General features: G+C 55.2%; 11 protein-coding genes and 1 pseudogene. 7 read left to right on the plus strand and 5 right to left on the minus strand.

All coding sequences use genetic code 11. The features are described 5' to 3' along the window. Nucleotides 1-762 precede the first annotated feature (762 nt). From ACR0AP_RS19360 to ACR0AP_RS19380, 5 genes and pseudogenes are all read right to left on the minus strand, one after another. Nucleotides 763-1,716: a phosphotransferase enzyme family protein gene (locus tag ACR0AP_RS19360; RefSeq protein ID WP_480508731.1), complete on the minus strand. Its 954-nt coding sequence runs from the start codon at nucleotides 1,714-1,716 to the stop codon at nucleotides 763-765. Further along, a complete protein-coding gene (locus ACR0AP_RS19365) occupies nucleotides 1,713-3,002 on the minus strand; it encodes an aspartate aminotransferase family protein (RefSeq protein ID WP_480508733.1) in 1,290 nt (429 codons plus the stop codon). The genes ACR0AP_RS19360 and ACR0AP_RS19365 overlap by 4 nt, the downstream gene beginning before the upstream one ends. A 148-nt stretch (nucleotides 3,003-3,150) precedes the next feature. Further along, nucleotides 3,151-4,506: an aminotransferase class III-fold pyridoxal phosphate-dependent enzyme gene (locus ACR0AP_RS19370; RefSeq protein ID WP_480508735.1), complete on the minus strand. Its 1,356-nt coding sequence runs from the start codon at nucleotides 4,504-4,506 to the stop codon at nucleotides 3,151-3,153. After that, nucleotides 4,503-5,117 carry an IclR family transcriptional regulator domain-containing protein gene (locus ACR0AP_RS19375; protein ID WP_480508792.1) on the minus strand — a complete coding sequence of 205 codons (615 nt, stop codon included), beginning with the start codon at nucleotides 5,115-5,117 and terminating at the stop codon, nucleotides 4,503-4,505. Before ACR0AP_RS19375 ends, ACR0AP_RS19370 begins: the two co-directional genes overlap by 4 nt. A 48-nt stretch (nucleotides 5,118-5,165) precedes the next feature. Beyond that, nucleotides 5,166-5,312: pseudogene (locus ACR0AP_RS19380) on the minus strand (helix-turn-helix domain-containing protein); the annotation flags it as partial. 113 nt (nucleotides 5,313-5,425) lie between these two features. Here ACR0AP_RS19380 and ACR0AP_RS19385 point away from each other — a divergent pair. The 7 genes from ACR0AP_RS19385 to ACR0AP_RS19415 all read left to right on the plus strand — a co-directional run bounded on the left by ACR0AP_RS19385 (nucleotide 5,426) and on the right by ACR0AP_RS19415 (nucleotide 13,541). Next, the gene (locus ACR0AP_RS19385) at nucleotides 5,426-6,370 is read left to right on the plus strand and encodes a tripartite tricarboxylate transporter substrate-binding protein (protein WP_209599094.1); all 945 of its coding nucleotides are present in this window, start codon (nucleotides 5,426-5,428) and stop codon (nucleotides 6,368-6,370) included. A gap of 73 nt (nucleotides 6,371-6,443) precedes the next feature. Next, nucleotides 6,444-6,983, plus strand: a complete 540-nt coding sequence (locus ACR0AP_RS19390) for a tripartite tricarboxylate transporter TctB family protein (RefSeq protein WP_480508737.1) — start codon at nucleotides 6,444-6,446, stop codon at nucleotides 6,981-6,983. 12 nt (nucleotides 6,984-6,995) lie between these two features. Then, nucleotides 6,996-8,513, plus strand: a complete 1,518-nt coding sequence (locus ACR0AP_RS19395; protein WP_480508739.1) for a tripartite tricarboxylate transporter permease — start codon at nucleotides 6,996-6,998, stop codon at nucleotides 8,511-8,513. 4 nt (nucleotides 8,514-8,517) lie between these two features. Next, nucleotides 8,518-10,002 carry an aldehyde dehydrogenase family protein gene (locus tag ACR0AP_RS19400; protein ID WP_480508741.1) on the plus strand — a complete coding sequence of 495 codons (1,485 nt, stop codon included), beginning with the start codon at nucleotides 8,518-8,520 and terminating at the stop codon, nucleotides 10,000-10,002. Beyond that, nucleotides 9,999-11,234 (plus strand): Tm-1-like ATP-binding domain-containing protein, encoded by a 1,236-nt coding sequence (locus ACR0AP_RS19405; protein ID WP_480508743.1) that lies wholly within the window; start codon nucleotides 9,999-10,001, stop codon nucleotides 11,232-11,234. The genes ACR0AP_RS19400 and ACR0AP_RS19405 overlap by 4 nt, the downstream gene beginning before the upstream one ends. 386 nt (nucleotides 11,235-11,620) lie before the next feature. After that, nucleotides 11,621-12,397: a FadR/GntR family transcriptional regulator gene (locus tag ACR0AP_RS19410; protein WP_480508745.1), complete on the plus strand. Its 777-nt coding sequence runs from the start codon at nucleotides 11,621-11,623 to the stop codon at nucleotides 12,395-12,397. Further along, nucleotides 12,390-13,541 carry an aminotransferase class I/II-fold pyridoxal phosphate-dependent enzyme gene (locus tag ACR0AP_RS19415; RefSeq protein ID WP_480508747.1) on the plus strand — a complete coding sequence of 384 codons (1,152 nt, stop codon included), beginning with the start codon at nucleotides 12,390-12,392 and terminating at the stop codon, nucleotides 13,539-13,541. Before ACR0AP_RS19410 ends, ACR0AP_RS19415 begins: the two co-directional genes overlap by 8 nt. Nucleotides 13,542-13,544 lie beyond the last annotated feature (3 nt).

Genomic DNA, 13,544 nt, shown 5'->3' on the forward strand with positions numbered 1-13,544 from the left:
TCCTTGATCATTCCAATAATCTGTTCGTCTGAAAATCTGCGTTTCATGGTCCATCCTTTTCTTGGACGGATTACTAACACCTCGATGGCCTGATTTCAGGGGGTTGGGTCAACAGTTATTCGCTCAGGCCATTCGATAGTGATGTCCTCTTGCGGTCGTAACGTGCCCAGCCATCCCTTCGTTAGACTTTCTAGGTTGATGTCACCTCGCCGATACCAACGCAACAATGGCAGGTCTTCGAGTTGTTCGTCCCGAGTATTTGAACATATTTTCAATCATAATATCAGGATGTTGGCCGAGATAAGATTGTCTGGAAATAGGTAAGAAACAAACAGTCCAAAACTGGGAGAGAAGTATCTGTTGTCTTCCGGAGACATTGATGGCGCCCTGCTGAATTTCAGTCCAACCTAGAAGGAACAACTTCGACTCGACTTACTCAGAGATGAGGAGGTGGAAAACCGGTGCAAGTGAGGACGCGGTGCAGATCGTTTCAGGTAGAAATACCCGCCAGAGCGAGAAGTCCCAAGCGCCGCCATCCGGGCGCATTGCAGGTGACATGGAAGGCGTTGTGGTACGGTACAAAGTGTTTTCTCCAGACACTGACCATCCGCCTCCTGCTTTGATCCCGGCAGGTCTGACAGAGATCATTCTGAGTTATGAGTGAAATATACGCACTACCGACTTGAACGACATTGGCGAATGAAAGCACCGCATCTGCATTGCGTACTTTAAAGCGGTCTGTTGTTTCGTCGATCCGATAGCTCAATCCCTTAAAACTTGATGATACCGCTCAAGATACGCAACCGCCAGTTCCTTGGCTTGCGCGATGAAACGTGCATTTCGGGTTTGTGTCGGATCTTCGTTTGCGCGCGTGATATTCCAGCCCACATAGGTCGCGGCGCGAAGAGCGAGAAACAGCAGAAGGTGGTTTGTGTTCATTGGGCGAGTACGCGTATATCCGTCGATCATCGCGGCTTTGAAAGCCGGATAACCTGGGTCCCAGCGATGTTTCAGCAGCGCCGTGGCCAGTTCAAACACACGGAAACCGAAGCCGCCATCGTCAAAGTCGATAAGATGCAATGCGTCGGCTGAGCACATAACATTGCCAGGCACGAGGTCAGCGTGGATGAGGCCATAATCCAACGTTGCAGAAAGCCGCGTCAGATGATCCCGGGCTTTGGTTCTAAAGGCGAGGAAAAGCGCTTTCTCGTCAGGTGTGAGCCCTGGATTGTCCCAAAACCTGCCCCACATGGGATCTTTGCCGACAAGTCCATCAATATCCCAATGCGGTCTGTCACATCTCTTAGCACTCGGCCACTGGTCACTAGTGTCATGAAGTTGAGCCATGGTCTGACCGAGGCGAAAGAAGAGGTCACATTGTTGGGATAACGGCAAGGACAACAAAGCTACATCAAGAGTTTTACCATCCAGCCATGTCAGGATGTCGACTTGTGTCCCTGAGACGAACTGTAAATTTGGACCAGCAAGACTTGGAACCGGGGCGGGTACTGAGAGGCCTGCGTTATCCAGCCAAGCCATCCACGCAAGTTCCGCTTGCAGCTGTGCGTCTGTTCGATAGCCTCGGCGGTGGAGTCGGAGGACATACCGATCCAACGGTGTATCAACGCGGTAGATGGCGTTTTCCCGTTCTGCGATGAGCGTCGTTTCTGTGTTCTCGAGACCCCAGAGAGATAATGCGAGTTCAACATTGGTCATGGGTGCAGCGGCACCTCGTTCAGGACCAAATCCAGTGTATCGACCAACAGATCGGCGTTCTCTTTGGAAAATGGCATTGGTGGTCGTATTTTCAGCGTGTTCTTATGGCGCCCTAATCTGGACAACAGAATTCCATGTTGTCGCATCGCATTGATAACGCGATCTGTGAATTCGGTCGCAGGTGTCTTGCTGTCGCGATCCATGACCATCTCGGTTCCGAAAATCAGGCCGGACCCACGGACGTCCCCGATGACATCATGCCGTTTGGCTAACGCCCGCAACCTTTCGCGGGCATAGTCCCCGACATGTTTTGCGTTTTCAATAAGTGCCCTGTTCTCGATCTCTTCGAGTACGGCCATCGCAGCGGCACAAGAGACGGGGTTTCCGCCGAAGGTGTTGAAATAACGATAACCCTTTCGGAAAGCCGCGACTGTATCTGCATTCGCAACCACGCCCCCAACCGGATGACCATTGGCCATCGGTTTTCCCATGGTCACAATATCAGGGATGACACCCATCTTTTCATGGGCCCACATATGTGTGCCTGTGCGACCAAAGCCCGACTGAACTTCGTCACATATCAACATGCCCCCCGCGTTGCGCACGATTTCCGCCACGGGTTTCAGCCAGCCATCCGGATTGTTGGGAAAACCCTCGTTCAGGAAGTAGGGGCAAACGACAAGGGCCGCAAAACCGGTACCGTCAGCTTTCAGCTGTGCAATCTGGGCCGCTACTGTGTTGGCGAAGTGAACCCCGTTGGCGTCAGGTGAACGATAACTGTCCGGGGCATCGACAAAGCGGAAGTACTTTTCCAGACCAAAGCTCACAGTGGGCTCGTTAGACTTACTGAGCAGGCTAACGAGTGAGGTATTTCCATGATAAGTGGCATCCGTGGCGATGATACCGCGTTTGCCGGTGATGGCCTCGGCCATCCGCAAGGCGATGTCATTGGCCTCGGACCCGGTGCAGGTCAAGATTGCCGTATCCAACGTAGCGGCCATCGTTCCAGTCAGACGCTCGATATACTCAAGGATTCCCTCGTGCAGATAGCGTGTGTGGGTGTTCAATGTGCTGGCTTGCTGACAAATCGCGTCGACCACCCGGGGGTTACAATGCCCGACATGCGGCACGTTGTTATAGCAATCCAGGTACTTGCGGCCGCCCGCATCCCAGAGCCACACCCCGTCGCCTTTCACAATGTGGACGGGGTCCTCATAGAATGTCGAAACATTTGGCCCCATCAGCCGCCTGCGCGCGGCCACCAGATCTGCTGTACTGCGGGTCAAAGCTTAATCCCCATTCCGTCATGACCTGAGCTCAACGACGATGTTGTGGCCGTTGATCGCACGAGAGGTTTTTGGCGCATCGCGGTTCCGGCCCGGATCGCAGGTCTGCTATTTGCCCCCGGAAAGGCAATGCCGGTCTCGGGCACGCTTAACCTTCCATTGCGGCTGTGAAACCGGCGTCAAGCGCGGCCAGGATTAAGCTGGCATCGTACTCGGTCAGCACCAAAGGCGGTGAAAGGATCAAGTTGGGTCCCGAGACCCGTACCATTGCTCCGTTCTGATAGGCCACCTCCTGAACGGTTGACGCGGTTGGTGCGTCTATCGGTTTTTTGGTGTTACGGTCGCTGACCATTTCAACTGCAGTCATCAGGCCGTAGCCACCACGCACATCTCCGATGACGTCGTATTTCTTCATCAGTGCGATGCAACCCTCATAAAGCTGGGTGCCGCGTGCCGCTGCGTTTTCGACCACGTTGAGCCGTTTGGTTTCAGCAAGGCAAGCAAGCGCAGCGGCAGCCCCGACTGGATGGCCGGAATAGGTGTAACCATGGCCAATCTTGGCGTCAGGGTTGTTTTCGAAGGTCTCGACCATCCGGTCGCCAAGCATCACCGCACCAAACGGGAAGTATCCGTTGGTAATCGCCTTCGCGGTGGCCATCATGTCTGGCTTGATGCCCCAAAGGCGGGCACCAGACCACGCGCCGGTACGGCCATAGGCTGTGATGACTTCGTCCGTGATCAGCAGGATCCCGTTTCGGTTACAAATCTCTTGCACTGCAGGAGCGAAAGACGGATGCGGTGGGATCACGCCACCCGCCCCAAGGATTGGTTCCATGATCATGGCTGCGATTGTGTTGGCTCCCTGAAACGTAATCTCGTCTTCCAATGCCTGTAGGCATAGCTGTGCCAGCTTCTCGGGGTCTGTTTCGTTGAAAGGGTTGCGATATGTGTAAGGCGCGGGGATGTGGAAACAGCCAGGCAACAAAGGCTCGTAAGCGTTGCGAAAATTCGCGTTTCCGTTGACAGAGGCCCCACCGACATGCGTTCCGTGGTATCCTTTCTTTAGGCTGAGGAATTTTGTGCGCCCGGCCTCACCCCGAAGCTTGTGATATTGCCGTGCGAGGCGCAAAGTCGTCTCGACGCTGTCCGAACCGCCCGAGGTGAAGAACGCACGCGAAAGGCCATCGGGCGCAAAGAATGCGTTTAGCTCAAACGAGAGCTCGATGGCGACGTCATTCGAAGTGCCGCGAAACGTGGAATAATAGGGGAGGGTGTCAAGCTGGGCAGCAATTGCATCTTTGACGGGTTGGCAAGAATAGCCGAGATTGACGTTCCAGAGACCGCCAACGCCGTCGACCACCCGATGCCCGTCGACGTCAATAATTGATACATCTTCTGAACCGGTTATAATCTTCGGCGGATGGTCGGCACTGTCCTTCGGAGAGGTCATCGGGTGCCACATCAGACGACCGTTGTGTTCTTTCAGGAAATTTGAATCTTTCATGATGCAGGTTCCATAGCATTCGATTGCTTGACGGAGAGAGCCCAGGCCGCCTCGACATGGGCGGGAATTACTCCGCCCCAGTTTCGGGTAATCTCGCGTGCGGCGATGATCAGTTCTGCCAGGATTGTTTGCTCTAACATCGGAGTGAAGCGCGTGGCGACAGAAGCAACAGCCACCGCGCCGGCGAAGTGACCTGTGTGGTCAAAGACCGGGGCTGACAGCCCATAGGTTTCTTCCGCATAACTTTTGTAGGCGCGTCCAATACCGGTTGCGCGGGCGGCGTCAACCAATGAGGTCAGGCCATCGGTATCAGTTGGTGTGTTCGCGGTGAATCTTTCAAGATCCTGTGCCGCGACGCAGAGAAGATCTTCTGGCCCAAACGCCAGTGCGCACAGGCCAGATGCAGTCGCATGAAGGGGAAAGGTGTTCAGGTCAATGACGGCACGGATCGCGTGGCGAGGGGATTCGCATTCGCATAGTCCATAAAGGGTTTGCCCGGAGAGTACTGTGGCATGCGCAGTCTCGCCCGTCGCATCCGCGAGGGCGGTAAGAGCGTGGCGTGCGCCTTCTTTACGGGGAACCGTGGCCTCGCGTATCTGCGCAAGTTGCATGACCGCAGGACCTAAGCGGTACTGCTTGGTAAGTGCATTTTGTTCAATAAACCCTGCATTTTCAAGGGATTGAAGATGTCGATATGTTGTCGCCTTGTCTCTTTTTGCAATCCGGCACAGCTGCGACAACCCGATTTCCGGGCGAGAGATCGAGAAGTAAGACAGCAGTTCAAGAGCTTTCGTAGCCGACGACATTGAGAACCTTTCAATTGCGGGGCGCAAAAAAAGTTTGACAGAAGTTCATTAACAAGGCAACCTTTTTTATAAAACAACGGTTCGTTATATGAACCACCAACTGGGAGCGCGAAATGTTGAAACTAACCAAATCCGCAACGGCCATGGCGATTGCGATTTCAGCGGTTGCTGGAGCAGCGCAGGCAGAATATCCGGAAAAACCCGTTGAGTTTGTTGTTCCATGGCCTCCGGGCGACCTGGAAGATGTCTTGACGCGTATGATCGCCGAGGACTTCTCAGAGGCTTATGGCGTTCCCACCGCTGTCGTGAACAAGCCCGGTGGCGGCGGTGGTCCATTCCCCGGTGCGATTGAAGTCGCAAATGCCCCCGCTGATGGCTATACGATTGGGTCATTCATCATCGCCATCCCGGTTGTGGGCCCACAAATCGGTATCCCAGAGCTGAACCCCGACCCTTTCGTGCCGCTTGGCAACTTTCTAACCTATCCTTTCGTGATCGCGACGAGCGGTGACTCGGGCTATACGACGATGGAAGAACTGGCGGCCTACGCACAGGACAACGACGTTGTGCTCGGTCACTTCGGCGCGCCATTGGTTCCGACGCAGGTGACGCTTGGGCTGGCCAAGGAGATGGGTTTCTCCTACGCCTCTGACGCCGCTTTTGACGCGCTTGACTGCAACACTCTGGCGTCGGGCGACGTCGATGTCATCAACACTACGCTGCAGCTGATCCTGCCCTGCCTCGAAGATGTGAGCGTTCTGGCATCCATCGGGTCCGAGCGCATCAATTTGACGCCGGACACACCGACTGTGGCAGAACTTGCACCTACTCTGGACGTGTCTCTCTGGAATGGACTTTTTGTCCGTGCCGACACTCCTCAGGACGTGCAGGACAAAATCATCGCAGTCGCGGAAAAGACCGTGATGTCCGACCGCGCCCAAGCGCTGGCTGCCGAGACTGGCGCATTGGTTTACTGGCAGCCTGCAGCGGACGTAGTCTCACAAATTGAGAAGGATACGCAGACTCTGGCCGGAATCGAATCCATGCTGTCCGAATAGGACTGGACCTGCCTGCTGGGCAGCATTGGACTGCCCAGCCATCCACCTGCTTTCTCCTGGAACGGATAAATCCATGTCGCGCGTCAAAACGCTCCAGTCGCTCTTCAAGCGCTACCGCAGGCCCGGCGATATTGTCTTCGCGTGGCTAGTTCTAGTCGTCTCGGTCTTTCTTCTGTCGCAACTGATGGACCAAACCGCGTGGCGCAATGGCGGGAAACTGTTTGCGCAACCCCGGTTCTGGCCAGCGGTGTCGCTGAGCGGTATGGTGATCTTTGCAGCGTTTCACCTTTTGGGGTCCGTCTTGTCCGAGCGCTTAAATGGCCGCTGGCAAGAAGTTCAGCTCTGGCTCGCGTCGTTGGAATATGCAGGCTGGTTTGTCCTGTATGCTCTGGTCGTTCAGTATTTGGGATATCTGCCGTCCACCGTCGTGTTCGCTTTGGCATTGTCCTTGCGTGCCGGTTACCGAAAGGTTTCTACCCTGATCGCTGCGGCCTTTTCGGCGGTTGTGATCGTACTTCTGTTCAAGACCTTTCTGAAAGTCAATCTGCCGTCAGGGCTGATCTACGAGAGCTTGCCCGAAGGTCTGCGGCAGATCATGCTGACGCATTTCTAGAGGCCGCAAAATATGGAAAACCTGATTGCTGGACTGGAAATGCTTGCGCGCTGGGATGTCATGCTGGCTTTGCTCGTGGGTTCAATCGGCGGCGTGATTATCGGAGCAATTCCCGGCGTCGGACCGGCTGTCGCTATTGCGATTTTGCTACCGGCGACATTCTCCCTAGATCCAATCGTTGGTCTTACGATGCTGTTGGGAATTTACGGATCGTCAATGTACGGAGGTGCCATTCCAGCAGTTCTGATCAACACGCCAGGCACGGCGGTAAACGCCCTGACCTCGTATGATGGCTATCCGATGACAGAACGGGGTGAGGCACACCGTGCGGTATCACTCGCATATTCAGCATCGTTCTGGGGTGGTATATTTGGCATTCTGTGCCTGATCCTGCTGTCTCCGGTGCTTGCTTTAATCGCGCCAATGTTTGGTAGCCGAGAAATCTTTCTTGCCGCTTTGTTAGGCATCATTCTGGTGATCCTTGCGCATCGGGGGCAGATCTTTGCAGCAGGTTTGTTGGCGATGTTCGGAATCTTCCTGCAGACCATTGGCCTTGACGCAGTGACATACACACAACGCTACACGTTTGGGCTATCGTTCTTGTCGTCGGGGGTGAACCTTATTGTGGTGGTGTTGGGCCTCTTCGCGCTTAGCCAAGCTTTTTTTCTATTAACAACACCCGATAACAGCCCCGACGCCCAGCCAGTTACCGGCCGGATGGGGGCCGGTATTAAGGAACTGCTGGGCCACAAGCGCGTAGCAACTGTTGCCTCGAGCTTTGGTGTCCTGTTGGGGATGATCCCCGGCACGGGCGAGTTCACCGCCCAGTTCATGTCCTACACCTACGCGCAAAAAACTTCGAAAGATCCGGATAGTTTCGGTAAAGGATCCCCGGAAGGTCTGATTGCTTCGGAGGCGGCCAACAATGCGGTTCCAGCTGCGGCAATGATCCCGCTGCTCGCGCTTGGCATTCCGGGTGAGGCGCTGACAGCGATGATGCTGTCGGTCTTTTATGTTCACAATGTTATCCCGGGACCGCAGCTGTTCCAGAACAATATTGATCTGGTCTACGGCCTCTACTTTGCGCTGATCGCTCTAAACGTCATCGTTATGGTCTTTCTGCTGTTTTCTACAAACCTTATGACCAAGATTATCCGCGTACCGACACGCTTTCTGGGTGTGATGATCTTGTTGTTGTCCTTTGTGGGTGTCTATTCGCTCCGCAATTCACTGACCGACTGCATGATCTCGGCAGGCTTTGGCGTGTTGGGCCTTGTTCTAAAGCGACTGAACTTGCCGATTGTCCCAATCATTCTGGGCATGGTCCTTGGTGGTATCATGGAGGTAAAGCTGCGCTCGGCTCTGCCACGGTTGAAGACACCATTGGACATGATCGACCGACCGATTGCGGCAATAATATTCGGTCTGATCGTCATTGTTCTGGCGCTGCACTTACGGACGCTGATCAAGGAATGGCGCGCTCATCAGCCGGAAGAAGATCACGACATGCACGACAGCCATACGAGGTAACGTGATGGATCAGTCCAAGATCGATGCCCTGCGGGCCCGACCGGTGGCCGCGTTTGATCACTTGATCGACGGCAGGCATGTCGCCGCTTCCGATGGTGGGCGGATGGAGATAATCTCGCCAATCGACGGAACGGTCCTGACCACGGTAGCGGCTGGTACACCTGCCGACATGGAAGCAGCAATCGCATCAGCCCGCGCCGCTTTCGACGATGGCCGCTGGGCAGGTCAACCACCAGCCGCTCGCAAGAAAGTGCTGTTGAAATGGGCCGATCTGATCGAGGTCAACGCCTTGGAACTGGCTGTCCTTGGTGTGCGCGACAATGGAACCGAAATCAGCATGGCGCTGAAGGCCGAGCCTCTCTCTGCCGCCGCGACGATCCGGTACTACGCAGAAGCCCTCGACAAGATTTATGGCGAGATCGCTCCGACGCCCGGCGACATCCTCGGTATGATCCATAAAGAGCCTGTGGGTGTCGTGGGGGCAATCATCCCTTGGAACTTTCCGCTGATGATCGGTGCGTGGAAGCTGGGACCTGCCTTGGCAATGGGCAATTCTGTGGTCCTAAAACCGGCCGAAACCGCTTCGCTGTCGTTAATGCGGATGGCGGACCTGGCGCTAGAAGCCGGACTGCCACCCGGTGTCTTTAACGCCGTCACTGGCAAGGGCCATGTCGTAGGCGAGACATTGGGCTTGTCGATGGATGTGGATGTCCTTGTTTTTACTGGCTCGGGGATGACGGGGCGGCGGCTGATGGAATATTCAGCGCGGTCCAATTTGAAACGGGTGTATCTGGAGTTGGGCGGCAAGTCCCCCAACATAGTCTTTGCCGACGCCCCAGATCTGGATGAAGCCGCCAAGGTTACGGCCGCCGGGATCTTCCGTAATGCAGGTCAAGTTTGCGTGGCTGGGTCGCGTCTGCTGGTTGAGGATGCGATCCATGACGATTTTGTCGCCGCTGTCGTAAAGGTGTCCGAAGCAATGCGTGTGGGTGATCCGTTGAGGATCGACACTCAAATCGGGGCTGTAAATTCAGAAGCGCAGTTGCAAGCGAACCTTGCTTTCGTTGACACCGCAACACGGGAAGGTGGGCGGGTTGTCATGGGTGGATCCCGTGTTTTGCAAGACACGGGCGGCTACTACATGGCCCCGACAATCGTGACCGGTGTGACCCGCGACGCGACTTTGGCACAAAAGGAAGTGTTCGGTCCGGTTCTGGGCGTTACCTCGTTCGCAACAGAGGAAGAAGCAATCTCATTGGCTAATTCCACAGTTTTCGGGCTTGCCGGGGCGGCATGGACCAGCAACCTCAGCCGCGCTCACCACATGGTAAAGTCCGTTCGAACCGGGGTCATGCATATCAACACATATGGCGGGGCCGATGGTACGGTGCCATTGGGTGGTGTAGGGCAATCCGGAAATGGATCCGATAAGTCTTTGCATGCCATCGAGAAATACGTGAATCTTAAAACCGCGTGGATAAAGCTATGAATGACGCAAAAACAATTCTGGTCATTGGCACTTTTGACACCAAAGATGATGAGCTTGGCTTTCTTTCGGGCGTGATCCGCGACCAGGGCGGTAAAGTCCTGACGATGGATGTCTCAGTACTTGGAGACCCGTCAAAGCCTACGGACTACTCGAAACATGATGTCGCCGCAGAAGGTGGCAGCACGATACAGGCCGCTATCGATAGCGGTGATGAAAACCACGCGATGCAAATCATGGCCCGAGGTGCCAGTCTGCTGGCGGCGCGCCTTCACGCCGAAGGACAATTTGACGGCATGATTGTGCTGGGCGGTACGATGGGTACGGATCTTGCGCTGGACGTGGCCTCGGCTCTGCCACTCGGCACCCCAAAATACATCGTCTCAACGGTATCCTTTTCGCCACTGATCCCTGCCGAAAGACTAGCTGCTGACACGCAGATGATCCTCTGGGCTGGTGGGCTGTACGGTTTGAACTCGGTCTGCAAGGCCTCCCTCAGTCAGGCTGCGGGCGCTGTACTAGGTGCTGCCAAGGCGGCGCAGAGGCCAAACCCTGACAAGCCGCTTGTTGGAATGACGTCACTTGGCACCTCTGCACTGAAATACGTGATCCCGCTGAAACCCGCGCTAGAGGCGCGCGGTTTCGAAGTGGCTGTATTCCATGCGACCGGCATGGGCGGGCGCGCCTTTGAAAGCCTCGCAGCACAAGGAGCCTTTGCCTGTGTGTTCGATTTCTGCACGCAGGAGCTGGGCAACCATGTCAACGGATCAAACATCTCGGCTGGTGCGGATCGATTGACAAATGCCGGGTTGACCGGAACGCCACAGATCGTATCTCCCGGGTGCTATGATCTTGTCGATGTGGTTGGCTGGCAGCCTGTTGCAACAAAGTGGGACAGTCACCTCAAGCACGCCCACAACCGCCTGATTACTTCGGTCGTTCTGCAAGCCGCCGAAACGAACCTGGTAGCGCTGGCCCACTGTGATCAACTCGCCAAGGCGAAGGGGCCCACAGCGATCATTCTACCTGAGCATGGCCTGGGGGAATGGGATCGCGAGGGCGCGGACCTCCATAATCCGGATGGCCTTAAGGCGTTTCTAACAGGAATTGAAGCCAACTTGCCCAAGACGGTCGAGGCATACAGGCTGGCCTGTCATATCAACGACAAGGCATTCTCGGACAAGGCGCTGGAGATTTTCGACGGCTGGCGGGCCGATGGGACAATCTCTGTCTAGTTGCACGCCGACTCTTAGATGGCCAGAAGATCGATCGGTGCGGTATCGGTGGCCAAGATTCTAGATTGCACCTGCGGTAGCGGAACCTGAAGGTCGCAATCCAAATCCCCACACGCGCCTGAAGGGTTTCCGTTTTCCAAACTCGGTTAATCCCTATGCGATTCAGTTGCTTGACTGCTGATCCCCTCGTCTTTGCGACTATGGGGACCAGGTCAGTGGCTTCAGATATTGGGCCGCTACACCTTCCTTCGCTTACCTGTGACAGGTGACGATCCTGCTGCAATTGACTGCGGATAATCTGCGCTGAACTCTTTCGGGTTGTCTTACGAAGAAATTTAATGTCCGACATTATGGTTTATTTTGTCGGACATTAAATGTAGTAATGAATGGACTATGATTCGGAGCAGTGGCACGTGGAAACAAGAACACCTCCACAAGAAACGGCTGAGAGTGTCGGCAATTCCCTGAGGGCGCTGCCGCCTGGCAGTAGTAGCCGGGACGTTCTGGATGCTCTCTCTGGAATGATCGAACTGGAAGGTTTGAAAGTAGGCGATCGCCTGCCGCCAGAGATCGAAATTGCAAATCAGCTTGGGATCGGAAGGGCGAAGGTTCGGGAGGCTCTGACAAGCTGGCAGAACATGGGCATCGTTGTGCGGAACAAGAAAGCCGGGACGCGATTGGCGGCCGAGGTATCTGCCAACACGATCCACCTTCCATTCACGCTGAAGCTCGAAGCCGAAAGCCTTTTGCGGACGCACGCCGTGCGTCGGCCACTGGAAATTGAGGCAGCAAGGTTGGCAGCACTGAATTGCTCAGACGCGCAGCGGCTTTTGATTTCGGCCCGCGTTGCAGAACTCATAGCTGTTCATTCTGCCGGTGAGGACTGGCGTCAGGCAGACTACCGGTTTCACGCTTCACTGCACGAAGCGTGCGGAAACCCATTGTTCGGGCAGCTAATCCGGCAGATTCAAGAAGCCTTTAACGAAGTATACGAAGCACCATTCGGCCAACCGCACTTGGGTCAGGCCTCAATTCCAATGCACACGCAACTTGCCGAAGCAGTCGTCGCTGGCAGAGCAGAAGAAGCCGCAAGGATTGTCGGCGAGATCATGGACATGGTCGAAGCAGAAGTCCTGGAAATCATGGAAAGTCAGAATGTCTGATTACAAAGACCTTGCAACGCGTCTTGCAGCAATCTTCCCGGACGCGGCAGGTTCGGTCACGCCGCCTATTGTTCAAACCTCACTATTCACTTTCGACAATTATCAGAGTTTTGAAGACCGGATGGCGGGAAGATCAGAAACAGCCATCTACACGCGCGTGGAAAACCCGACCGTCGCCGCGTTTGAAACGCTCATGGCTGAAGCCGAACAAGGTCAGACAGCCGTTGCATTTGCTTCCGGGATGGCCGCAATATCTTCGACGCTGCTGGCATTTGTCAAACCCGGTGACCGGATTGCCTGCGTCGAACATGTCTATCCGGACACATTCCGGTTTATGGAGCGCATCCTGCGCCCGTTCGGGGTGCATATCGACTATCACGCGCCGGAGCGTTTCGAAAACGACCCCGAACTGCTTGCCGATGTAACGCTTGCCTATCTGGAGAGTCCCGGTTCCGTCGTTTTTGAGGCGATGGATCTGCGCCGCGTCGCAGAGCATGCCAGACGCCACAATGTGCTGACGATGATCGATAATTCATGGGCAAGCCCGGTATTCCAACGCCCCCTCACACTGGGCATCGATATCGTCATCCACTCAGCCTCGAAATATATCTCGGGGCACTCGGACACGGTTGCGGGCGTGGCGGTTGCCTCCAAAAACCATATCGCCCGCATCCGTGATCTGACACTTCCTTTGCTTGGTGCTAAACTGGCACCTTTTGAAGCGTTCCTGTTGACGCGCGGCCTGCGTACTTTGCATGCGCGCATGATGCAGCATCAGACGACGGCCAACTTGTTCGTCGATCACCTGGCCACTGTTCCGCAGGTGAGGCGAGTCAACTCACCCGGGGCCAACGACGTTCCCGGGTTGACGGGGCGGTCCGGACTTATGTCGGTTGAGTTTGATGACAGTGTCGACATCGCAAAGTTTTCTGATGCTTTGAACCTATTCCGCCTCGGCGTGAGCTGGGGCGGCTTCGAAAGTCTGATCCTGCCTGCACGCGTTGGGCTTGCTCAGGCTGGCGAACAGAACTCAATGCAGAAATTTGGGGTCTCACCCAATCTGGTGCGCCTGAGTTTGGGGCTCGAGTCGGCAGAAGACTTGTGGGCCGATTTTGCTTCGGCTCTCGCCGAAAGCACGGCTTAGAAC

It is taken from the genome of Ruegeria sp. AF7 (assembly GCF_056541885.1).

What these genes read in the sequence shown, in the direction of transcription:
- ACR0AP_RS19410 (WP_480508745.1), top strand. Translation starts at nt 11,621, where the DNA reads ATGGACTATGATTCGGAGCAGTGGCACGTGGAAACAAGAACACCTCCA.
- ACR0AP_RS19395 (WP_480508739.1), top strand. Translation starts at nt 6,996, where the DNA reads ATGGAAAACCTGATTGCTGGACTGGAAATGCTTGCGCGCTGGGATGTC.
- ACR0AP_RS19400 (WP_480508741.1), top strand. Translation starts at nt 8,518, where the DNA reads ATGGATCAGTCCAAGATCGATGCCCTGCGGGCCCGACCGGTGGCCGCG.
- ACR0AP_RS19390 (WP_480508737.1), top strand. Translation starts at nt 6,444, where the DNA reads ATGTCGCGCGTCAAAACGCTCCAGTCGCTCTTCAAGCGCTACCGCAGG.
- ACR0AP_RS19375 (WP_480508792.1), bottom strand. Translation starts at nt 5,117, where the DNA reads ATGCAACTTGCGCAGATACGCGAGGCCACGGTTCCCCGTAAAGAAGGC.
- ACR0AP_RS19385 (WP_209599094.1), top strand. Translation starts at nt 5,426, where the DNA reads ATGTTGAAACTAACCAAATCCGCAACGGCCATGGCGATTGCGATTTCA.
- ACR0AP_RS19370 (WP_480508735.1), bottom strand. Translation starts at nt 4,506, where the DNA reads ATGAAAGATTCAAATTTCCTGAAAGAACACAACGGTCGTCTGATGTGG.
- ACR0AP_RS19360 (WP_480508731.1), bottom strand. Translation starts at nt 1,716, where the DNA reads ATGACCAATGTTGAACTCGCATTATCTCTCTGGGGTCTCGAGAACACA.
- ACR0AP_RS19405 (WP_480508743.1), top strand. Translation starts at nt 9,999, where the DNA reads ATGAATGACGCAAAAACAATTCTGGTCATTGGCACTTTTGACACCAAA.
- ACR0AP_RS19415 (WP_480508747.1), top strand. Translation starts at nt 12,390, where the DNA reads ATGTCTGATTACAAAGACCTTGCAACGCGTCTTGCAGCAATCTTCCCG.